Below are 20922 nucleotides of genomic sequence, written 5' to 3' on the forward strand. Positions count from 1 at the left end.
GAAGGCGGTCGCCAGGCGCGGCCGCTTCGCGGTTACTGCTCACCCTCGCGGCTCCACGGGAAGAGATTGGCCGGAAAGTCCGCTGCGTAGCGCTTTCCCTTCGGGGGCGGCGGCGGCTCGTCCGGTGGATTTGGATTCGGCTCGACCACCCGCCGATAGAGGTGCCAGGTGGCGTGACCGAGCACCGGCAGGACGACAGCGAGACCGACGAAGAACGGCAGCGAGCCGATCACGAGCAGTGCCGCGACGATGAGGCCCCATCCGGCCATCGCAACCGGATTCGCCGCCACCGCTCGGAGCGACGTGCGGATCGCGTCGATCGCAGTCGCATGCCGGTCGAGCATCAACGGAAACGACACGACGCTGACGCACAAGGCCACAACCGCAAACAGGAAGCCGACACCGCAACCGACGATGATGAGCGACCAGCCTTCCGGCGTCGTCAGCACGCGCGTTGCGAAGTCGGGAATGCTTGCGGCCGCCGCGTGACCGAAGATCGTGACATAGATTGCGTTCGCGACACCGATCCAGGCCCCGAACAGGACCAGCAGGAGCACGCCGAGTTCGACCATTGCGCCGAACGACGGTGCGCGCAGCACCTTGATCGCATCCCATGCATCGACCTCCTCGCCGCGCTCGCGACGCCGGCTGAGTTCGTAGAGACCGATCGCGGCAAAAGGGCCGATCAAGGCAAAGCCGGCAGCCAGCGGAAACAGGAGCGGCAGCACCGAATAGCCGAGAACCATCCTGAACAGGACGAGACCGAGAACGGGATAAATCACGCACACGACGATCGCGTGGCTCGGCATCGCCTGGAAGTCCTCCCAACCCAGGCGTAAGGCCTCGGTCAGGTCAGACAAGCTGATCTTGCGAATGGGATAGGAGGCCGCTTCGCCGAAGACGTGCCGCCTGATGATGTCGTGGGAGTACAGAGTGGCCATGAACGGACCCTCCCGTGCTGAAAATCGCGGTTTCGATCACACGCGCTTTTCAACCACGCGTGTCCGCCTGACGAGCGAGAGACGCGATGGGCCGAGTACGGCAACCCAGGTTCAACGGAAACGAGCCTGGCCGGACGGAACCCGTCGCGACCTACGTCGCAAGCTTAGCCCGCACGGAGCACGGCTGCACTCACGGTTCGGTGAATATGCATCTGCACCGATTTGTGCGTTGCGTCGTCTGAGACGCTGCCACCTATGATCCACGCGCCGGGCGGCGACAACGCCCACGCTACGTCAGCACTCTTACATGCTCTATTGACGCCGGATTAGGCTGGGACCATCTTAGAGCCAGACGCCCTTAGTTCCGATGAAATTGATGGTCGCGAGCGTTCTCTTGATTTCGCGACCAGAGGAATGGGCGAGGCAACAGGCCGGCGATGGCATAGATGCCAGCTAAGAAAGGCCAGCCATCGCGACAGACATGAGCTCCGCCCTGGATTCGTATCCGTAGCCTTCGATGGCAAGGATGGATCAGGATGGCTGTCGCACTGATACTGCTTCTGGTCGCGATCGGCTCGGTGCTGTTTCACCTCTACAGCCCGTGGTGGTGGACGCCGATCGCCACGAACTGGGCCTATATCGACCACACCATCAACATCACGTTCTGGATCACCGGCTTCGTCTTCGTCGCGGTCATCGCCTTCATGGCCTATTGCATCTTTCGCTTTCACCACAAGGACGGAAGACGGGCTGACTACAATCCGGAAAACAAAAAGCTCGAATGGTGGCTGAGCGTCGGGACCGGCGTCGGAGTCGCGGCCATGCTGGCGCCTGGCCTCGTGGTCTGGCACCAGTTCGTGACGGTGCCTGCGGATGCCACCGAGGTCGAGGTCATGGGCCAGCAATGGCAATGGAGCTTCCGCCTTCCGGGCAAGGATGGGCGGTTGGGCACATCCGATGTCCGCAACATCGCTGCCGACAATCCGATGGGCCTCAATCGGGACGACCCACACGCGCAGGACGACGTCGTGATCGAGAACGGCGACCTGCACCTTCAAATGGGAAAGCCGGTCAAGGTTCTCCTCCGCTCGGTTGATGTCCTGCACGATTTCTACGTGCCCGAATTCCGCGCCAAGATGGACATGGTTCCTGGCATGGTGACCTTTTTCTGGATAACGCCGATCCGAACCGGAACGTTCGATGTTCTGTGTGCGGAGCTTTGTGGCGCTGCCCATTATCAGATGCGGGCCAAGGTCATCGTCGACGAAGAGCGCGAATATCACGCTTGGCTGGAGCAACAAAAGACGTTTGCCGAATTGTCGCCGGCAAAAGCTGTCGTGAAGGCGACGTACCAATCCGGCGGCAAGTAGCAAGCTGCCGCTGCAAAGATGGATCGGGTGCAAGAGGCCAACGCCTCACCCCCGATGGAAACGACCGAGGAGGTTTCTATGGTCGATATTCCATATGAAGGGATCGCAGGCATCCCGCCTGCCGAAGTACCCGATGTCGAGCTCTATCATCCAAGGAGCTGGTGGACACGGTATGTCTTCTCGCAGGACGCCAAGGTGATCGCCATTCAGTATTCGCTGACGGCCACGGCCATCGGGCTGGTGGCCCTGGTGCTGTCGTGGCTGATGCGACTGCAACTGGGCTTCCCCGGCACCTTCTCTTTCATCGATGCCAACCAGTACCTGCAGTTCATCACCATGCACGGCATGATCATGGTGATCTATCTGCTCACTGCATTGTTCCTGGGCGGCTTCGGCAACTACCTGATCCCGTTGATGGTCGGCGCCCGGGACATGGTCTTCCCTTATGTGAACATGCTGAGCTACTGGGTCTACCTGCTCGCAGTCCTGGTGCTGGCCTCGACGTTCTTCGTGCCCGGCGGCCCCACCGGCGCCGGCTGGACGCTATACCCGCCGCAAGCGATCCTCTCCGGAACGCCCGGGCAGGATTGGGGCATCATTCTCATGATGTCGTCCCTGATCTTGTTCATCATCGGCTTCACCATGGGCGGGCTGAATTACGTGGTCACGGTGCTCCAGGCGCGCACCCGCGGCATGACGTTGATGCGCTTGCCCCTGACGGTGTGGGGCATCTTCACGGCGACCGTGATGGCGCTCCTGGCATTCCCTGCGCTCTTCGTTGCCTCGGTCATGCTGCTGCTCGACCGTCTCCTGGGAACCAGCTTCTTCATGCCCTCCCTCGTCGAGATGGGCACGCTGTCGAAATATGGCGGCGGCAGCCCGCTGCTCTTCCAGCACCTGTTCTGGTTCTTCGGCCACCCCGAGGTCTACATCGTCGCCCTGCCCGCCTTCGGCATCGTCTCCGATCTGATCAGCACGCATGCGCGCAAGAACATCTTTGGTTACCGCATGATGGTCTGGGCGATCGTGGCCATCGGCGCGCTCAGCTTCATCGTATGGGCGCACCACATGTATGTGAGCGGCATGTTCCCGCAATTCGGGTACTTCTTCGCCACCACGACGCTCATCATCGCCATCCCGACCGCGATCAAGGTCTACAACTGGGTGCTGACCTTGTGGCGCGGCGACATTCATCTCAGGGTGCCGATGCTGTTCGCCCTCGGCTTCATCATCACCTTCGTGAATGGCGGCCTCACCGGCCTCTTCCTCGGCAACGTCGTCGTGGACGTGCCCCTCTCGGATACCATGTTCGTGGTCGCGCATTTCCACATGGTGATGGGCGTGGCGCCAATCATGGTCGTGCTCGGCGCGATCTATCATTGGTACCCCAAGGTCACGGGGCGGATGCTGAACGACGTCCTGGGCAAGTTTCACTTCTGGGTCACCTTCCTCGGCGCCTACCTGATCTTCTTCCCCATGCACTATCTTGGGCTGCTCGGAGTTCCGCGCCGGTATTTCGAACTCGGCGACACGGCGTTCATCCCGTCCTCGGCCCATTCACTGAATGCCTTCATCTCCGTGGTGGCCTTGACCGTCGGCTTCAGCCAGATGGTGTTCCTGTTCAATCTTGCCTGGAGCCTGTTCAAAGGTGAGGCCTCAGGCGGCAATCCGTGGCGGGCGACGACGCTGGAGTGGCAGACGCCGGAGACGCCCCCCGGACACGGCAACTGGGGCAAGGAGCTCCCGGTCGTGTACCGATGGGCCTATGACTACAGTGTGCCCGGTGCCGCGGAGGACTTCATTCCGCAGAACCAGCCGCCACGCGCGACGCAGCTCGTTCAGGGAGCAGCTTCGTGAGCGCCATCATCCTGTTCCTGACTGTGCTTGCGATGATCGCCGGATGGTGGCTGTCGCAGCAGCGGCTGACGGCCAAGCCCTGGCTGGAGGAAGGCTCGGTCGGTGACTTCCCCGGCGGCGATAGCATGTCCTGGCCGGCAGCGAAGGTCGGACTTGGCGTGTTTCTCGCCGTCGCCAGCGCATTATTCGTCCTCTTCATCAGCGCCTACTCGATGCGCATGAGCGTGGTGGACTGGCGGCCGCTGCCGGTACCGCGGCTGCTGTGGGTCAACACGGGCGTCCTGGTCCTGAGCAGTATCGCGCTGCAATGGTCGTACGTGGCTGCCGGGCGACACGATACCGAGAACGTCAAGATCGGTCTGCTCGCTGGCGGAGCATCCGCCGTGATCTTCCTCGCCGGACAGCTCCTGGCCTGGCAACGGCTCGGGGCTGCCGGATATTTCGTGGCGTCCAATCCGGCGAATTCCTTCTTCTACCTGTTGACCGCGGTGCACGGGTTGCATCTGACGGGTGGCCTGGTGGCCCTCGGACGAACCTCGGCCAAGGTGTGGCGTGGCGCCCCCGACACGCGCTTAAGCGTGGAACTGTGCGCCATCTACTGGCATTTCCTGCTGCTGGTCTGGCTTGTCCTGCTCGGGCTTCTCACGGGCTGGACCGACGATTTCGTCAACATCTGTCGCCAATTGCTGAGCTAGGGAGGCGAGACCAGATGGCTGAGACCGTACTGACACATTCGGGCCAATCGCCTACGCGGCTTGAAGGCTGGCGCGGCATCGCCGCCGACTGGGCGTCCGATCAGCGCGCCTTCAAGAACGTGTCCTGGGGCAAGGCCATGATGTGGATCTTCCTCCTCAGCGACACCTTCATCTTCAGTTGCTTCCTGCTCTCCTACATGACGGCGCGCATGTCGACGACCGTGCCGTGGCCCAACCCGAGCGAAGTCTTCGCCCTCAACTTCGCCGGCAAGCAGATTCCGCTGATCCTGATCGCCATCATGACTTTTATCCTGATCAGCAGCAGCGGCACGATGGCGATGGCCGTCAATTTCGGCTACCGCCGCGATCGCGTCAGAACCGCGGCCTTGATGCTGGTCACGGCGGCCTTCGGCGCAACCTTCGTCGGAATGCAGGCCTTCGAATGGACCAAGCTGATCATGGAGGGCGTCCGGCCCTGGGGCAATCCATGGGGTGCACCGCAGTTTGGTGCAAGCTTCTTCATGATCACCGGCTTCCACGGCACCCACGTGACGATCGGCGTGATCTTCCTGATCGCGATCGCGCGGAAGGTCTTTCGCGGCGACTTCGACGTCGAGAGGCGCGGCTTCTTCACGAGCCGCAAGGGCTATTACGAAATCGTCGAGATCATGGGCCTGTACTGGCACTTCGTCGATCTCGTGTGGGTGTTCATCTTTGCATTGTTCTATCTTTGGTGAGGTCGGCGCATGACAAACGCGGCGGTACATATGGAAGGCCAGCTCCACGCTCCGGCGCACGGCGCAGTCGCAACGGCAGCCGTGCACGCCAAGGGGCAACAGCACCCGATCAAGCTCTATCTCGTGGTCTGGGGCTGGCTGTTCGTCCTCAGCACGTGCTCCTACCTCGTCGACTACTTTGGCCTGCAGGGCTACCTCAGGTGGTCGCTGATCCTGCTGTTCATGGTGTTGAAGGCCGGCCTGATCGTCGCCGTCTTCATGCACATGGCCTGGGAGCGGCTGGCCCTCGCCTATGCCATCCTGCTGCCACCGATCGCGGTGCTGGTGTTCGTGACCATCATGGTCCTCGAATCCGAATACACCCATTTGCTTCGGGTGCTGTTCTTCGCAACCCCGTCATAGCAGCAAGCGAGCTGGCACCTCGCTCCACTGTCATGCCCCGCGAAGGCAGGGCATCCAGTACTCTGCGGCAGGAGTCAGTTTCTACAACGTCCGCCGCGGAGTACTGGATCATCCGCCTTCGCGGATGATGACACTTGAGTACGTGGAAAGACCGCCCGCCTCTCGTGCTACCCCTCGAACGCGTCGATCGACGCCCGGCTGCCGCGCGACACCAGCGTCTCGTCCGGCGCGGGCAGCTTCTCGCCCTTGTCGCGAAAGCGGTTGGTGATGGGATAGCGGCGGTCGCGGCCGAAATTCCTGGCCGTCACCTTCACGCCGGGCGCGGCCTGGCGACGCTTGTATTCGGCGACGTTGAGGAGATGGTCGATGCGGGTGACCGTATCGCGGTCGAAGCCGGCGGCGATGATCGCCTCGAGCGGCTCCTCGCGCTCGATGAGGCGCTCCAGGATCGCATCGAGCGCGTCGTAAGGCGGCAATGAATCCTGGTCGGTCTGGTTCTCGCGCAGCTCTGCGGTCGGCGGACGCGTGATGATATCAGGCGGGATCACCTCGCCCGCCGGCCCGAGCGCGCCCTCAGGCTTCCAGCCGTTGCGCAAGCTCCCCAGGCGAAACACCTGCGTCTTGTAGATGTCCTTGATCGGATTGAAGCCGCCGTTCATGTCGCCATAGAGCGTGGCGTAGCCGACCGACATTTCCGACTTGTTGCCTGTCGTCACCACCATCAGCCCGGTCTTGTTGGAGATCGCCATCAGAAGGGTGCCGCGGGTGCGGGCCTGGAGATTTTCCTCGGTGATATCCGGCGGCAGGTTCTTGAAGATGCCGGACAGGATGGTCTCGAACCCGGTCACCGCTTCCGCGATCGGAAGCACCTCGTAGCGGATGCCGAGATGGCCGGCGAGCTCGCCGGCGTCGGCAATCGAATGTGCGGCCGTGTAGCGATAAGGCAGCATCACGCCATGCACCTGATCGGCGCCGAGGGCGTCGACCGCGATCGCCGCGCAAAGCGCAGAATCGATGCCGCCGGAGATCCCGAGCAGCACGCCGGGAAAGCCATTCTTGGTGACATAGTCGCGCAGGCCAAGCACGCAGGCGGCGTAGTCGGCCTTATCACCCTCGACCTGCTCCGCGATCAGACCGGTGCAGCGCCAGTCTTCGCCGTTACGCGTGAAGCGCAGTGTGGTGACGTTCTCCTCGAACGCCGGCAGTTGCGCGGCGAGCGAGAGATCGCCGTTGAGCGCGAAGGACGCGCCGTCGAACACCAGTTCGTCCTGGCCGCCAACCTGGTTGAGATAGACCAGCGGCAGGCCGCTTTCGGTCACCCGCGCCACCGCGACCGACAGGCGCACGTCGCTCTTGTCGCGGGCGTAAGGCGAGCCGTTCGGCACCAGGATGATCTCGGCGCCGGTCTCGGCCAACGTCTCGACCACGTTCTCGTAATCCTCGGACTCCTCCAGCCAGATGTCCTCGCAGATCGGCACGCCGATGCGCACGCCGCGCACGGTCACGGGGCCTGCGGCAGGCCCGCGCGAAAACAGCCGCTTCTCATCGAACACGCCGTAATTCGGCAGATTGCATTTGAAGCGAAGCGCGGCGATGCGGCCGCCGTCGAGCAGCGCGCAGGCATTATGAAGCCTGTCGTCCTCGACCCAGGGCGTGCCGACCAGCATCGCCGGACCGCCATCAGCGGTCTCGCGCGCCAGCGCTTCGATCGCGGCGCGGCAGGCGGCCTGGAAGGCGGGCTTCTGCACCAGATCTTCCGGCGGATAGCCGGCGATGAACAATTCCGGAAACAGCACGAGATCCGCACCGTCCGCGGCCGCCTGCGCGCGCGCGGCCCGTGCCTTGGCGGCGTTGCCCTCGATATCGCCCATGGCCGGATTGAGCTGGGCGAGCGTGACCGCGAATGCGTTGAGACGTTCGGTCATGGCGCGCTCTCCGTCACCTCTCCCGAAGGGAGAGGTCGGAGCGCATCGGGGATGCGATCCGGGTGAGGGGTTACGGTCTCTCTTGGGAGCCAAGCCCCCTCACCCGCTTTGCGCTCGACGATGCTCCGCATCGCGAGACGCAAACCGACCTCTCCCCGTTGGGGAGAGGTGAAGGGACCTCGGGCGCCTATGCGCAATGGATATTCTCCTCGCTAGAGGAACCCCAATCGCTCGACGATGGCAATGATCCAGAACGCGCCGGCCATCAGCAGCGCGACGCCGACCGCGGCCGAGCCCATGTCCTTGACCCGCCCGATCTGCTTGTCGTGATCCATGGTGAGGCGGTCGGCGAGCTTCTCGATCGCGGTGTTGAGCAGCTCGACCACCAGCACGAACGCAACCGAACAGACCAGCTCGACCGCACGCATCGCGGTCGCGGCGACGAGCCAGGCCAGCGGCAGCGACAACAGGAGCGCAAAGATCTCCTCGCGGACGGCCTGCTCCGAGCGGAACGCAAAGGCCAGACCGTTGCGCGAATTGATCGTGGCCTTCCAGATCCGCAGCAAGGTCTTAGAGCCCCGCTGCGGCCGGCATCGGCTTGACCTTGCCGGCGCGTTCCTGCTTGAGCAGCTCGGCGACCAGGAAAGCCATGTCGATGGATTGCTCGGCATTGAGGCGGGGATCGCAGACCGTGTGATAGCGGTCGTTGAGATCCTCGTCCGTGATCGCGCGGGCGCCGCCGAGGCATTCGGTGACGTCCTTGCCGGTCATCTCCAGATGCACGCCGCCGGCATGGGTGCCTTCGGCCGCGTGGATCGCGAAGAACGACTTCACCTCGGACAGGATGCGGTCGAACGGCCGCGTCTTGTAGCCGGTGGTGGAGGTGATGGTGTTGCCGTGCATGGGATCGCACGACCAGACCACCACCCTTCCCTCGCGCTGGACGGCGCGGATCTGGTTCGGCAGGTGCTCGCCGATCTTGTCGGAGCCGAAGCGGCCGATCAGCGTCAGCCGGCCCGGCTCGTTGTCGGGGTTGAGCACGTCGATCAGCTTCAACAGCTCGTCGGGCTTGAGCGAGGGGCCGCATTTCAGGCCGATCGGGTTCTTGATGCCGCGGAAATATTCGACATGGCCGTGGTCGAGCTGGCGCGTGCGGTCGCCGATCCAGATCATGTGGCCCGAGGTCGCGTACCAGTCGCCGGTGGTGGAATCGACCCGGGTCATGGCCTGCTCGTAGCCGAGCAGAAGCGCCTCGTGGCTGGTGTAGAAATCGGTGGCACGCAGCTCGGGGTGGCTTTCGAGATCGAGGCCGCAGGCGCGCATGAAGTTGAGCGCATCCGAGATGCGGTCGGCCAATTCCTTGTAGCGACGTGACTGCGGCGAGTCCTTCAGGAAGCCGAGCATCCATTCATGCACGCTGCCGAGATTGGCGTAGCCGCCGGTCGCGAAGGCGCGCAGCAGGTTCAGCGTCGCAGCCGACTGGCGATAGGCCATCAGCTGGCGCTGCGGATCGGGAACGCGCGCGTCCTTGGTGAAGGCGATGTCGTTGACGATGTCGCCGCGATAGCTCGGCAGCTCGACGCCGTTCAGCTTCTCGGTCGGCGACGAGCGGGGCTTTGCGAACTGTCCGGCGATGCGGCCGACCTTCACCACGGGGACGGCGCCGGCATAGGTCAGCACGACCGCCATCTGCAAGAGCACGCGGAAGAAGTCGCGGATGTTGTTGGCGCCGTGCTCGGCAAAGCTCTCGGCGCAGTCGCCGCCCTGGAGCAGGAAAGCCTCGCCGGCCGCAACGCGGCCCAAGGCCTTCTTCAGATTGCGCGCCTCGCCGGCGAACACCAGCGGCGGAAAGGTCGCAAGCTGCGCCTCGACGTCGGCCAGGGCCTTGGCGTCGGGATAATCGGGCACCTGTAGCACCGGCTTGCTGCGCCAGGACTCGGGCGTCCACCGCTCGGACATCGCAATCTCTCCGTGAAGCAAAAAGTGCAACCTGATCTATGGGTTGCGAGGGCCGCCTTATACACAGGCTGGCACGACATCGCCAGTTGTAAATCCGTTTCGCATTGCAAACCCTTGCGGCCAAAGCCGAATTCGCATTTGCTAGGGATTGCAGAGGAAACCGGCAAGACACCTTCCGCCCATGGACGCCGCACTGGACGACGTTTTCATCGACGAGATCAGCTTCCCGGCGGCCGACGGGTATGCGCTGGCCGGCACCCTGTTCCTGCCCCGCGGCGCCAAGCGCCATGCCGTCCTGGTCAATTCGGCCACCGCCATTCCGCGCAAGATCTATCGCGGCTTTGCCTCCTATCTCGCCCATCGCGGCTGCGCGGTGCTCACTTACGACTATCGCGGCATCGGCGGCTCCCGTCTGCCGGCGATGGTCGGTTACAACCAGCCAAAATCGCTGGTCGGCTTCAAGGCCTCGATGTCGGACTGGGCCGCGCTCGACGTCACCGCCGCGGTGCGCTGGATGCGCGAGCGCTATCACACCCTGCCGCTCGCCTATGTCGGCCACTCCTTCGGCGGCCAGGCACTGGGGCTGCTCGCGAACAACAGCGAGATCTCCCGCGCCGCCCTCGTGGCCTCGCAGGCCGCGACGTGGCGGCTGATGACCTCGCCGGAGAAATACCGCGTGTTCGCCTTCATGAATTTCGTCGGCGTGCCGCTGGCGCATGCGCTCGGTTATGCGCCGGGCTGGGTGGGCATCGGCGAGGATCTGCCCAAGGGCGTCTTCCTGCAATGGGCCGAGTGGGTCTCGAGCCCGCGCTATCTGTTCGATTCAAAGCTGCCGGCGCTGGAGAATTTTACGAAATTCAAGGGCGAGCTGCGCGCGCTGTGCTTCTCCGACGATCCCTGGGCGACGCGCCCCGCGGTCGAGCTGCTCACCAGCGGATTCACCGCGATCAAGCCGGAAGTGTTGACCGTAAAACCGTCAGACGTCGGCGCCAAGGGCATCGGCCATTTCGGCTTCTTCCGCCCTGACCACCGCGACACGCTGTGGCGCGGGGTGGCCGAATGGATCCAGGGCGAGTGAGGCGTTAGCGGATGATCGTCGTCAGCGCCGAGTAACGCCTGGTCGGCTTGGCTTCGCTCGGCGCAAACTGCGCGAACGCTTCGCTCACGCGCACCGCCGGCGGCGTGTCGCTTGCGAACCGAAACTCCTTCGGCTTCGGCGCGTAGAAGCTGGCGCTGTAATAGTCGTCGTCGAAACGCGTCTCGCCGACGCCGAACAATGCGTCGCAGGCGAACAGGAGCGCGTAGACTCCCGCAACCGCCACGACGGTCTCCTTGAGAATAGTCATGCTGATGCCCTGCCCTTTGCGGGCAGGATGCAGGCCGGTTCCAAAACTCTGGTTTAAGGCGCCGTGCTTCTTGTCGGGAGGGTTTGCGGCCGCTGAGCCGAATACGGACAATTTTATCGATCTCGAAAAAGAGCCCGCCTGACCGGATCAGGCGGGCTCAGGATTGGCCGATCGGGAGGTGATCAGGCGGACAGATTCATCCAGACAGTCTTCGGCTCGGTGAAATTGTCGAGCGCGGCGGTGCCGTGCTCGCGGCCGAGGCCGGAGTCGCGCTCGCCGCCCCAGGGCAGGCGCACGTCGGTATAGCCATAGGTGTTCATCCAGACCGTGCCGGCGCGCGCCCGCTTGGCGAAACGCTGGAGCCTGCCGATGTCGCGGCTCCAGACGCCGGCGGCGAGGCTATAGGCCGTGCCGTTGGCGATCCGTAAAGCATCGGCCTCGTCGGCGAACTTGATGACGCTGACGACGGGGCCGAAGATCTCCTCTTGCGAGATCCGCATCTCGTGCGCGACATCGGCGAACACGGTGGGGCTGATGAAATAGCCGCGTTCGCCGACCTTCTCGCCGCCGGTGACGAGCCTTGCGCCTTCTTTCCGGCCGATGTCGACATAGTCGAGGATCGACTTCATCTGCTTCTCGGAGATGACAGGACCGAGCGCCGTCTTGCGGTCGAGCGGATCGCCGATCTTGATCGACTTCGCGCGCGCCGCGAGCCGCTCGACGACCTCGTCATAGGCCTTCTCCTGCACCAGCACGCGGGAGCCGGCCGAGCACACCTGACCGGCATTGAAGAAAATGCCGGAGGCCGCAGCCTTGCTGGCGGCTTCCAGATCGGCATCGTCGAAGATGACATTGGCCGACTTGCCGCCGAGCTCGAGCGAGACGCGCTTGAAGTTGCTCGCCGCGCCTTTCATGATTCCGCGCCCCACGCCGGGCGAGCCGGTGAAGGTGACCTTGTCCACGTCAGGATGATTGACCAGCGCGTCGCCGACGATGCGGCCCGGCCCGGTCACGACATTGAAGACGCCCGCCGGAAGACCCGCTTCGAGCGCGAGCTCGGCGATGCGCAGCGCCGACAGCGAGGTCAGCTCGGCCGGCTTCATCACCACGGTGCAACCGCAGGCCAGCGCCGGGGCGAGCTTCCACATGCCGATCATCAGCGGGAAATTCCACGGCACGATCGCCGCGACCACGCCGACCGGCTCGCGCATGGTGTAGGTCAGGGCATCGTCGCGCACCGGCACGACGTCTCCGCTGATCTTGTCGGCCCAGCCGGCGTAATAGGTCAGCGTGTCGACGGCAGCCGGAAAGTCCTGGCGCATCGTCGCGGAGATCGGCTTGCCGGCGTCGATCGACTCGAGCTCGATGATCTCTTCGGCGTTGCGCTTGAGCAGGTCGGCCCAGCGCAGCAGGATTTGGCCGCGCTCGGACGCCCGCATCGTGCGCCACGGGCCCTCGAACGCCCGGCGCGCGGCCGCGACCGCATGCTCGACATCGGCCTCGCCGCCCTCGGCGATGGTGGCGATGACCTGCCCGGTGGCGGGATTGAGGGATTTGAAGGTGCGGCCGGAGGCAGCGGGGACGCGGCGGCCGTCGATGAGCAGATGCTGCGGCCGGGCCATGAACTCGGTGGCCGGCGAATGCGCAAAGTCATATGCAACAGACATCATATTTCCTCCTGATCTGGTATGCCAGACTAGGCACCTATTGGCTGCAGTAAATATGATATCTTCTGCAAATGGACGCACTACATATGAAGCGCAGTTCATAAGGATATCAGATGCTTCAGATCGAGATCGAGGCCGTCTGGCGGTTTCGCCGCGAGGGCAGCCCGCGCACCGCCGTCGTCATGCTGGGCGTGCTCAACGAAATCCGGAAGACCGGAAAGATCACGAGCGCCGCCAGCGATGCGCACCTCTCCTATCGCCATGTCTGGAATCTGATCGAGCAATGGTCCGAGTTCTTCGGCACGCCGCTGGTCGAGACCCAGCGCGGCAAGGGCTCGAAACTCACGCCGTTCGGCGAGCGGCTGGTGTGGGCCGGCGAGCGCATGCAGGCGCGGCTCGGCCCGCAGCTCGACAACCTCGCGCAGGAGCTCGCAAGTGAGATCAAGCCGTTCCTCGAGCAGCGCCCCTCCGTGATCCGCGTGCATGCCAGCCACGGCTTTGCGGTGGCCAAGCTGCGCGAATTCCTCGACCGCGAGCCCGGCATCGGCGTCGATCTGCGCTATGTCAGCAACCAGCATTCGCTGGTCTCGCTGGCGCAAGGCGCCTGCGATCTCTCCGGCCTGCATCTGCCGCACGGCGCGCTGCGCGCGCAAGGCATCAAGGCGGCGCGCGAATGGCTCGATCCGCGCGAGGACCGCATCATCAGTTTCGTCACGCGCGAGATGGGCCTGATGGTCGCGCGCGGCAATCCGTTGCGGATCGCTTCGCTTCATGACCTGACCAAGCCAAATGTCCGCTTCGTCAACCGCGATCACGACTCGGGCACGCGCCTGTTGTTCGACCAGCTGCTCGCAGCGAACGGCATCGACGAGAGCCGCATCAACGGCGCGCAGCAGATCGAGTTCACCCACGCCGCGGTCGCGGCCTATGTCGCGAGCGGCATGGCGGATGCGAGCTTCGGCGTCGAAGCCGCCGCGCGCCACTTCGGCCTCGATTTCATCCGCATCCTCACCGAGGATTATTTCTTCGTCTGCAAGCGCGCCTTCCTCGATACCGCGCCGATGCAGCGCATTCTCGAAATCATCCGCAGCGCCGATTTTCGCGCAGCCGTCGCCACCCTGCCCGGCTACGTGCCGTCGGATACGGGCACCGTCACCGGCGTGAAGGCGTTTCTGGAGATGCATGCCGTGCGGTGATACGGCGGATCGCCTTCACCTTGTCGGCGATGGGCAAGAGTGGCAATCTCGGTTTGGAGTCATTCAAGAGAGACCCGATCATGTCGCGCGCGAGCGCCAAATCGCTTCCCCAGCTAAGCCTCCGCATCGACCTCGACGGCGAGGATCGGATCGGGCCCGGCAAGATCGAGCTATTGGAGCAGATTCGCGAGCAGGGCTCGATCTCGGGGGCCGGCCGCGCCATGGACATGTCCTACAAGCGCGCCTGGGACCTCGTGGACGAGATCAACCGGATCTGCAGACATCCCGCGGTCGAGCCGCAGGCCGGCGGCAAGAACGGCGGCGGCGCCATGCTCACGCCGTTCGGCGAAAAGCTTGTCGCACGCTACCGCAAGATCGAGCGCGACGCCGCGCGCGCGGTCCACAAGGACCTGGAAGCGCTCAAGAGCGACATCGCCCGTTCCCGCAAATCGTGAACGGATGGGCCGAGTTGACGGATCAGATAAAAATTATAGCCCTTCGTCGGATCGGCAGCACAGATCCGCAGAAGCTGGAGCGGCACTCATTTGATTTCGTCGTCAACGGTCTCTCTCTCTTCGAGGCCACCCGGGCCGTCGAATTCGATATGTGTGGCTCTCTCTCGAACCCGCAGTTCGAACGAGAGATAGCTCGGCGGGTCAACAAGAGGACCTCGGCTATGTTGACTTCAGATGTCCCTGCCGGCGGTCACCGTGTGGCTCTGTTTGTCTGCCCAGAATGCGGCGGCTTCGCTTGTGGCGCCATTACTGCTCATGTTTCGCGAACCGCACGCGGCGTGCAGTGGTCCGCTTTCGCGTATGAAAATGGATCTGATGCTGCTTCTCAGCTCGACCTCGGGCCCTTTGAATTTGAGTGGGCCGCTTATTTGAGTGAAATCGAGCGCTCGAAGGTCGATTAAGCCCTAGTTCGGCCGCACCGACATCTCCGGCATCGTCTGAGTCAGCGCTTCACCCAACAGGCTCTGCTCCGCCCTCGGGATCGAGAAACGGACCTTGAAACCGTCCTCGGTCTGGAGCGTGATGATGCGCTGGGTCGTGTCGGTCGACTGTTCGAGCGCCCAGGACGCCAGCGGATAGGCATAGCGCAAGCTCTGGTCGCCGTAGCGAGCCTTGAGCGCCGTCTCGAGCAGTCCGGGCAGTGTCATGATGAGGGCACCGACCTGGTTGAGCGAGACGCTGACGGCCGTGGGATTGCCCGCCACATCCTCGAAGCCCAGCGAGATCGCGCCGCCATCGGCCGCCACCGCGCAGGTCGTGAGCTGCCTCACCTTGATTTCCATCGTCAGTCCCGAAAGCACACCTCGCTATATCCACCACGATATATCGATAAGTCCACCCGCGTCCAGCCTGCTTTTTCTGGAATTGATCGAGCCCGCCGCCATGGCCGGTCGGGCGCAAGCGTGATATATAGTTCGATATAACGAGGCCCCGAACGGCCCGTTTCTGCAAGGGAGCGCAAAGCCAATGAGTGACTTCAATCTTCTCATCGACGGCAAGATGGTGCCCGGCGACATGACCATGCCGGTTCTCAATCCCGCGACCGAAGAGGTGCTGGCGCAGTGCCCGCGCGCCTCCAAGTCCCAGTTGGATGCGGCCGTGGCCGCCGCGAAAGCCGCCTACCCCGCCTGGGCCGCAACGCCGATGGAAGACCGCCGCAAGGTCGTGATCAAGATGGCCGATGTGATCGAGGCCAATTCCGCCGAGCTCGCGCGCCTGCTCACCTCCGAGCAGGGCAAGCCGCTGGCGGATGCCACCGGCGAAGTGCTCGGCATGGCCGCCTTCTTCCGCTATCTCGGCTCGCTCGAACTGCCGATGAAGGTGATCGAGAATTCCGGCGACCGCAAGGTCGAGGCCTATCGCCGCCCGCTCGGCGTCGTCGGCGCCATCATCCCCTGGAACTATCCGCTCCTGATCCTCGCCTTCAAGCTTCCCTCCGCGCTGCTCGCCGGCAACACGCTGGTGGTCAAGCCGGCGCCGACCACGCCGCTGGCGACGCTTCGCTTCGCCGAGCTGATCAAGGACGTCGTGCCGAAGGGCGTGCTCAACTTCATCACCGACGCCAACGATCTCGGCGGCGAGATGACCAAGCACCCCGATATCCGCAAGATCTCCTTCACCGGCTCCACGGCCACGGGACAGAAGGTGATGGCGAGCGCGGCGCAGACGCTCAAGCGCATCACGCTCGAGCTCGGCGGCAACGATGCCGGCATCGTGCTCGACGACGTCGACCCGAAGAAGGTCGCGCCCGGCATTTTCGAAGGCGCGTTCCAGAATTCCGGGCAAGTCTGCCTTGCCATCAAGCGGCTGTATGTGCACGAATCCGTCTATGACGAGCTTTGCGACGAGCTGGTCGCCATCGCGAAGAATACCGTCGTGGACGATGGCTCCAAGCAAGGAACAAAACTCGGACCTATTCAGAACAAGATGCAGTACGAGAAGGTGAAGGCGTTCCTCGAGGACGCGCACAAGAACGGCAAGGTGGTGGCCGGTGGCGCCGCGATGGACCGCCCCGGCTATTTCATCGAGCCGACCATCGTGCGCGACATCAAGGAGGGCTCGAAGCTGGTCGACGAGGAGCAGTTCGGCCCGGTGCTGCCGCTGATCAAATATTCCGACAAGGACGACGTGATCCGCCGTGCCAATGCCACCACCTACGGCCTCGGTGCCTCGGTCTGGTCGTCCGACATCAAGCGCGCGCACGAGGTCGCGACCCAGCTCGAGTCCGGCACGGTCTGGATCAACAAGCATCTCGACATGGCCCCGCACATCCCGTTCGGCGGCGCCAAGCAGTCGGGCATCGGCACCGAATTCGCCGAGGAAGGCCTCGCCGAATTCACCCAGCTCCAGATCATCAACGGCCCACCGGCGGCCTGAACCGACAACAGGGCCGCGGCGGAACGGCCGCGGCTCCCATTCATTGGCTGTGAAGCGGAGATGCACCATGTTCGATGCGCAATGCGACCTCGGCGCCCTCGTCTACGAGCCGCATCAGGATCCCGACGCCGTCCTGCGCGACTTCGCCGCGGATTTGAGAGCACGCGGCCGCCGCGTCGTCGGCATGGTGCAGGCCGGCCAATGCGCCGACTCCAGCCTCTCGGCGGTGCTGCTGCACAGCGGCGAGAAACTCTTGCTCGCCCAGGATTTCGATCCGGCCGCACAGGGCTGCCGGCTCGATCTCGCACGGCTGCAAAATGCCGGCGAGCGTATCGCCAATGCCCTCGCCCACGGCGCCGACCTCATCATCATCAATCGCTTCGGCAAGCGCGAGCGCGACGGCAAGGGCCTGGCCTATCTGATCGAGCGCGCGCTCAATGCCGACATTCCCGTGCTGATCGCCGTCGGCAGCGACCATTTCACCGACTGGATCAAGTTCGCCGGCGGCATGAGCGTCAAGCTCGATTGCGATCGCGATGCGCTGGAGACGTGGTGGCAGGGCGTCACGGCCGCAGGCGCGCAGTCGGACAGCGGATCACATCCGACCGTCTGCGAGATTCTCAAATAGCCGGTCAGACGAGCGGCTCGTCCTTCAGCGCCGACACCACCTGCGCGCCACGCTCGGTCAGGCGATAGGTCACCAGCGGCCGGCTCGACGGCGGCTTGCGGCCGATCTCGACGATGTAGCCGCGCACCATCAGCGCTTCAAAACTGCCGTAGTAGCCGAACATGCTGATCTGGCTCTGCTTGAGCAGCTTGAACTCGCGAAGAAGCCGGATCTCGTTGCCCGAGAGCAGCGATCGGCGCACGCGCTGCACGAACCGTGCGCGCTGCTCAAACCAGGCCTGATCCGGCAATTCGTGCGAGGGCGCAGGATCGCGCTCGCAGGGACCCGCCTCCGGCGTGGCGTCGGCCGTGACGGGCGGCAGGCACGGCATGCTGCTGACGACCGTTTCCCTCGCGACGTCGAGCAAGGCGATCGGCCAGCGCCGCTTGCTGTCCACCATGACCGGCGGCGGCACGACATTGTCGCGCACCAATTGCTCGAAGCGCCCGGCAGTCACGCCGACATAAGCGGCCGCCCGTCGGCGATCGACCAGACGCGTATCCGGCCCGTGCTCCAGCTCGCAAGCAATGTTCTCGCCCACCCCAAGATCCCCTGACGCGTCGTTGCGCAAGGCCCGCGTCCCGCTTGGGGCCTGATCGAGCCGGCGGCGAACCTAGAGACGAGCAGCGCTCTCGAAAAGCAGAGAATGTCGTACATATTGATGCCGTTTCGGCAACGGCTATAGTCGACTGGGGATCCCATGCGCTTTCACTCACCGTCCATCCAGTATTTCCACGCCGTCCGCCGCACCGGCTCGATCCGCGCTGCGGCACGCGTCCTGAACGTTGCCTCCTCGGCCGTCAGCCGCCAGATTCTCAAGCTGGAGCAAGAGGTTGGATCGCCCTTGTTCGAGCGCAATGCGCGCGGGCTGACGCTGACGACGGTCGGCGAGATGCTGGCCCGGCACGTCATGAACGTACTCCAGGACCTCGACCGCTTCCGCTCGGACGTCGCCTCCCTGTCCGGCACCTGGCACGGCACCGTCAGCATCGCCTGCATCGAGTCGCTGACGGAATCCGTGCTGCCGGACCTGATCGCCGCGCATCGCGGCCGCGCCCGCCGCGTCAGCTTCACCCTTGAGGTGAAGGGATCGTCGGACGTGCTGGAGGCGCTCAGCCGCGGCGAAGCCGACATCGGCATCGCCATGGCGCTGAAACATCCGCCCGATCTGCGCCAGGTCGCCTTGAAGCGGTTTCGCCTTGGCGCCCTCGTCGGCCGCGAGCATCCGCTGGCGCGCCGCAAGACGGTGACGCTGGCGCGGTGCCTCGCCTTTCCCGTCATCCACGCGCTGCCGGAGCTGTCGATCTATCATCTGCTCCAGCCGCTGATCGCCCAGCTTCCGGAGACGCCAGAGCCGGCGATCCAGGCCAACTCGATCGACCTGATGCGCGAGCTCGCCGCGCGCGGCGTCGGCGTCGCGTTCCAGACCCAGCTCGGCATCAACAGGCTATCGCGCGACAGCCAGCTCGTGTTCCTGCCGCTCGACAATGCCGGCAGCCCGGTGTGGTCCGACCTCGGCATCTATGTCCGCGCCGAGCGTACCCTGCCCGACTACACCGAGTCCTTCCTCCAGGAGCTGGTGCGTGAGCTCGGCGAGCGCGAGCGGCGCGAGAACGCGGCCTATCCGCAGACCGCCTGACTAGCACGGGCTCAGCCGTGACGCGCCACCTTGCGGTGCCCGTTCTCGCTGAGGCGGTCGACCCAGGCGATGCCGATCGCGGAGATGATGAAGGTCAGGTGGATCAAGACCTGCCACATCACGCCGCCCTCGGTGAAATTGCTGCGCGTGGTGCCGAGATTGCCGGCCTCGATGAAGGTCCGCAGCAGCGAGATCGAGGAGATGCCGATGATCGCCATCGCAAGCTTGATCTTGAGCACGCTGGCATTGACGTGGCTCAGCCATTCCGGCTCGTCGGGATGGCCGTTCAGGTTCAGGCGCGAGACGAAGGTCTCATAGCCGCCCACGATCACCATCACCAGGAGGTTCGAGATCATGACGACGTCGATCAGTCCGAGCACGACGAGCATGATCTGCTGCTCGCTGGCGTCGAACGAATGCACGACGAGGTGCCAGAGCTCCTTCAGGAACAGCAGCACGTAGACGCCCTGCGCGATGATGAGGCCGACATAGAGCGGCACTTGCAGCCAGCGCGAGCCGAAGATCAACTGGGCGAACGGGCCGATCTGCGGCCGCGGCGAAGGCATGGCCGAATGTGCTTTGGGTTCGGACGTCATTGATCACTCCGGATTGCAGGCAGGACGCGTCGGCTTAGAGACTCGCGATCACAGGCGCAAGCTCGAGCGAGCCGCGATAGATCATCTCGAAGGCGACGTAAACGATGATGGCGAGGCCGACATAGGCGATCCAGCGCTGCTTTTGAAGCACGCGGCCGAGCAAATCGGCGGCAACGCCCATCATCGCGACCGAGAGCAGCAGGCCGAAGGCGAGGATGTAGGGATGCTCGCGCGCGGCGCCGGCAACGGCGAGCACGTTATCGAGTGACATCGAGACGTCGGCCGCGACGATCTGCAACGCCGCCTGCCCGAAGGTTTTGCGCGGCACATCTGCGGTGCCGGCGTTACCGCCGCGACTGAACGCGAGCTGGTTCGCATGCGCGGACTGCTCGCGCAGCTCGCGCCACATCTTCCAGCACACCCACAAGAGCAGCACGCCGCCGGCGAGCAGGAGGCCGATCACCTGCAAGAGCTGGGTCGCGACGCCGGCAAAGACGATGCGCAAGGCGGTGGCGGCGACGATGCCGACGACGATGGCGCGCCGGCGCTGCTCGGCCGGCAGGCCGGCGGCGGCAAGGCCAATGACGACGGCATTGTCGCCGGCGAGCACGAGGTCGATCAGGACGACCTGAAGCAGAGCGGTCAGCGCGTCTGCGGTGATGAACTCAATCATGATTGATCATTTTTCGATGCGGACGGATCGAGCCATTGCGGCTTCTTCCGCTCGACCCAATCCAGGACCTTTGCGCGCGAGGAGCGCAGCGCGGGCACGTCTTCGGCGAGCAGTGCAAGGCCGAGCGGCAGCATCCAGACGCCGAGCACCGGCAGGAACGACAGCACGCCGCCGGCGACGAGCAGCGCGCCGGAGGGAATCCTGACCCAGCGGCTGGACGGCTTGAGCAGATAGGTGACGGTATCGCTCATGCGCGGCGGCAGGCGATGGACGAGCTTGTCGAGACGCGGGTCACCGCCGGCCATCTGGCCGGTGGTGCCCTCGTTTACAGTCGTCGACTCGTCCGAAGCTGCGCTCATGC

Annotated in this window: 23 protein-coding genes; 12 read left to right on the forward strand and 11 right to left on the reverse strand. The window is 64.1% G+C overall.

Annotation, left to right across the window (positions count from 1 at the left end):
- Nucleotides 1–32: 32 nt before the first annotated feature.
- Complete coding sequence (locus tag QA642_RS30350) at nt 33–941, reverse strand: DUF2189 domain-containing protein (protein ID WP_283080127.1); 909 nt, start codon at nt 939–941, stop codon at nt 33–35.
- Between the two features lie 536 nt (nt 942–1477).
- On the opposite strand from QA642_RS30350, the gene QA642_RS30355 reads away from it, so the two are divergent.
- The 5 genes from QA642_RS30355 (at nt 1478) to QA642_RS30375 (ending at nt 6002) form a co-directional block, all read left to right on the forward strand.
- Nucleotides 1478–2311 (forward strand): cytochrome c oxidase subunit II, encoded by an 834-nt coding sequence (locus tag QA642_RS30355; protein WP_283080128.1) that lies wholly within the window; start codon nt 1478–1480, stop codon nt 2309–2311.
- Nucleotides 2312–2389: 78 nt separating this feature from the next.
- Entirely contained in the window at nt 2390–4168 is a 1779-nt protein-coding gene (locus QA642_RS30360) for a cbb3-type cytochrome c oxidase subunit I (protein WP_283080129.1), read from the forward strand.
- Nucleotides 4165–4863 (forward strand): cytochrome c oxidase subunit 3, encoded by a 699-nt coding sequence (locus tag QA642_RS30365; RefSeq protein ID WP_283080130.1) that lies wholly within the window; start codon nt 4165–4167, stop codon nt 4861–4863. Before QA642_RS30360 ends, QA642_RS30365 begins: the two co-directional genes overlap by 4 nt.
- A 14-nt stretch (nt 4864–4877) precedes the next feature.
- Nucleotides 4878–5600 (forward strand): heme-copper oxidase subunit III family protein, encoded by a 723-nt coding sequence (locus QA642_RS30370; RefSeq protein ID WP_283080131.1) that lies wholly within the window; start codon nt 4878–4880, stop codon nt 5598–5600.
- Between the two features lie 9 nt (nt 5601–5609).
- Nucleotides 5610–6002, forward strand: coding sequence for a cytochrome C oxidase subunit IV family protein (locus QA642_RS30375; protein WP_235547117.1), 393 nt, complete (start codon nt 5610–5612; stop codon nt 6000–6002).
- A gap of 167 nt (nt 6003–6169) precedes the next feature.
- Here the strand turns inward: QA642_RS30375 and QA642_RS30380 are convergent, their stop codons facing one another.
- The 3 genes from QA642_RS30380 to QA642_RS30390 form a co-directional block, all read right to left on the reverse strand.
- Nucleotides 6170–7927: an NAD+ synthase gene (locus QA642_RS30380; RefSeq protein WP_283080132.1), complete on the reverse strand. Its 1758-nt coding sequence runs from the start codon at nt 7925–7927 to the stop codon at nt 6170–6172.
- Between the two features lie 212 nt (nt 7928–8139).
- On the reverse strand, nt 8140–8493 hold the full coding sequence (locus QA642_RS30385) for a diacylglycerol kinase (RefSeq protein WP_027557254.1): 354 nt from the start codon (nt 8491–8493) through the stop codon (nt 8140–8142).
- A 4-nt stretch (nt 8494–8497) separates the two neighbouring features.
- Nucleotides 8498–9886, reverse strand: coding sequence for a 3-deoxy-7-phosphoheptulonate synthase class II (locus QA642_RS30390; protein WP_283080133.1), 1389 nt, complete (start codon nt 9884–9886; stop codon nt 8498–8500).
- A 181-nt stretch (nt 9887–10067) separates the two neighbouring features.
- On the opposite strand from QA642_RS30390, the gene QA642_RS30395 reads away from it, so the two are divergent.
- Nucleotides 10068–10964, forward strand: coding sequence for an alpha/beta fold hydrolase (locus QA642_RS30395; RefSeq protein WP_283080134.1), 897 nt, complete (start codon nt 10068–10070; stop codon nt 10962–10964).
- A 4-nt stretch (nt 10965–10968) separates the two neighbouring features.
- On the opposite strand, the gene QA642_RS30400 is transcribed toward QA642_RS30395, so the two are convergent.
- Both QA642_RS30400 and QA642_RS30405 read right to left on the reverse strand, forming a co-directional pair.
- Nucleotides 10969–11232 carry a hypothetical protein gene (locus QA642_RS30400; RefSeq protein ID WP_283080135.1) on the reverse strand — a complete coding sequence of 88 codons (264 nt, stop codon included), beginning with the start codon at nt 11230–11232 and terminating at the stop codon, nt 10969–10971.
- 182 nt (nt 11233–11414) lie between these two features.
- Complete coding sequence (locus QA642_RS30405) at nt 11415–12899, reverse strand: aldehyde dehydrogenase family protein (protein WP_283087009.1); 1485 nt, start codon at nt 12897–12899, stop codon at nt 11415–11417.
- 113 nt (nt 12900–13012) lie between these two features.
- On the opposite strand from QA642_RS30405, the gene QA642_RS30410 reads away from it, so the two are divergent.
- From QA642_RS30410 to QA642_RS30420, 3 genes are all read left to right on the forward strand, one after another.
- A complete protein-coding gene (locus QA642_RS30410; RefSeq protein ID WP_283080136.1) occupies nt 13013–14095 on the forward strand; it encodes a substrate-binding domain-containing protein in 1083 nt (360 codons plus the stop codon).
- An 80-nt stretch (nt 14096–14175) separates the two neighbouring features.
- Nucleotides 14176–14550 carry a winged helix-turn-helix domain-containing protein gene (locus QA642_RS30415; protein ID WP_283080137.1) on the forward strand — a complete coding sequence of 125 codons (375 nt, stop codon included), beginning with the start codon at nt 14176–14178 and terminating at the stop codon, nt 14548–14550.
- Nucleotides 14551–14564: 14 nt separating this feature from the next.
- Nucleotides 14565–15011, forward strand: coding sequence for a hypothetical protein (locus QA642_RS30420; RefSeq protein ID WP_283080138.1), 447 nt, complete (start codon nt 14565–14567; stop codon nt 15009–15011).
- Nucleotides 15012–15014: 3 nt separating this feature from the next.
- Here QA642_RS30420 and QA642_RS30425 read toward each other — a convergent pair whose 3' ends face one another.
- Nucleotides 15015–15392 (reverse strand): hypothetical protein, encoded by a 378-nt coding sequence (locus QA642_RS30425; protein WP_283080139.1) that lies wholly within the window; start codon nt 15390–15392, stop codon nt 15015–15017.
- 184 nt (nt 15393–15576) lie between these two features.
- Here QA642_RS30425 and QA642_RS30430 point away from each other — a divergent pair, with 184 nt between their 5' ends.
- Both QA642_RS30430 and QA642_RS30435 read left to right on the forward strand, forming a co-directional pair.
- Nucleotides 15577–16986 (forward strand): aldehyde dehydrogenase family protein, encoded by a 1410-nt coding sequence (locus QA642_RS30430; protein WP_283080140.1) that lies wholly within the window; start codon nt 15577–15579, stop codon nt 16984–16986.
- 67 nt (nt 16987–17053) lie between these two features.
- Nucleotides 17054–17614 carry a DUF2478 domain-containing protein gene (locus QA642_RS30435; RefSeq protein ID WP_283080141.1) on the forward strand — a complete coding sequence of 187 codons (561 nt, stop codon included), beginning with the start codon at nt 17054–17056 and terminating at the stop codon, nt 17612–17614.
- A gap of 4 nt (nt 17615–17618) precedes the next feature.
- On the opposite strand, the gene QA642_RS30440 is transcribed toward QA642_RS30435, so the two are convergent.
- Entirely contained in the window at nt 17619–18194 is a 576-nt protein-coding gene (locus tag QA642_RS30440) for a hypothetical protein (protein WP_283080142.1), read from the reverse strand.
- A 159-nt stretch (nt 18195–18353) separates the two neighbouring features.
- Between QA642_RS30440 and QA642_RS30445 the strand changes: the two genes are divergently transcribed.
- The gene (locus QA642_RS30445) at nt 18354–19292 is read left to right on the forward strand and encodes a LysR family transcriptional regulator (protein WP_283080143.1); all 939 of its coding nucleotides are present in this window, start codon (nt 18354–18356) and stop codon (nt 19290–19292) included.
- Nucleotides 19293–19303: 11 nt separating this feature from the next.
- On the opposite strand, the gene QA642_RS30450 is transcribed toward QA642_RS30445, so the two are convergent.
- Genes QA642_RS30450 through QA642_RS30460 form a run of 3 tightly spaced genes read right to left on the reverse strand, consistent with a single transcriptional unit; the run spans nt 19304 to nt 20920 of the window.
- Nucleotides 19304–19888: a TIGR00645 family protein gene (locus QA642_RS30450; RefSeq protein WP_283080144.1), complete on the reverse strand. Its 585-nt coding sequence runs from the start codon at nt 19886–19888 to the stop codon at nt 19304–19306.
- 34 nt (nt 19889–19922) lie between these two features.
- A complete protein-coding gene (locus QA642_RS30455) occupies nt 19923–20561 on the reverse strand; it encodes a TerC family protein (protein ID WP_283080145.1) in 639 nt (212 codons plus the stop codon).
- Nucleotides 20558–20920, reverse strand: coding sequence for a hypothetical protein (locus QA642_RS30460; protein WP_283080146.1), 363 nt, complete (start codon nt 20918–20920; stop codon nt 20558–20560). The genes QA642_RS30455 and QA642_RS30460 overlap by 4 nt, the downstream gene beginning before the upstream one ends.
- Nucleotides 20921–20922: the final 2 nt, after the last annotated feature.

This window comes from Bradyrhizobium sp. CB2312 (assembly GCF_029714425.1).
Taxonomy (GTDB): Bacteria; Pseudomonadota; Alphaproteobacteria; order Rhizobiales; family Xanthobacteraceae; genus Bradyrhizobium.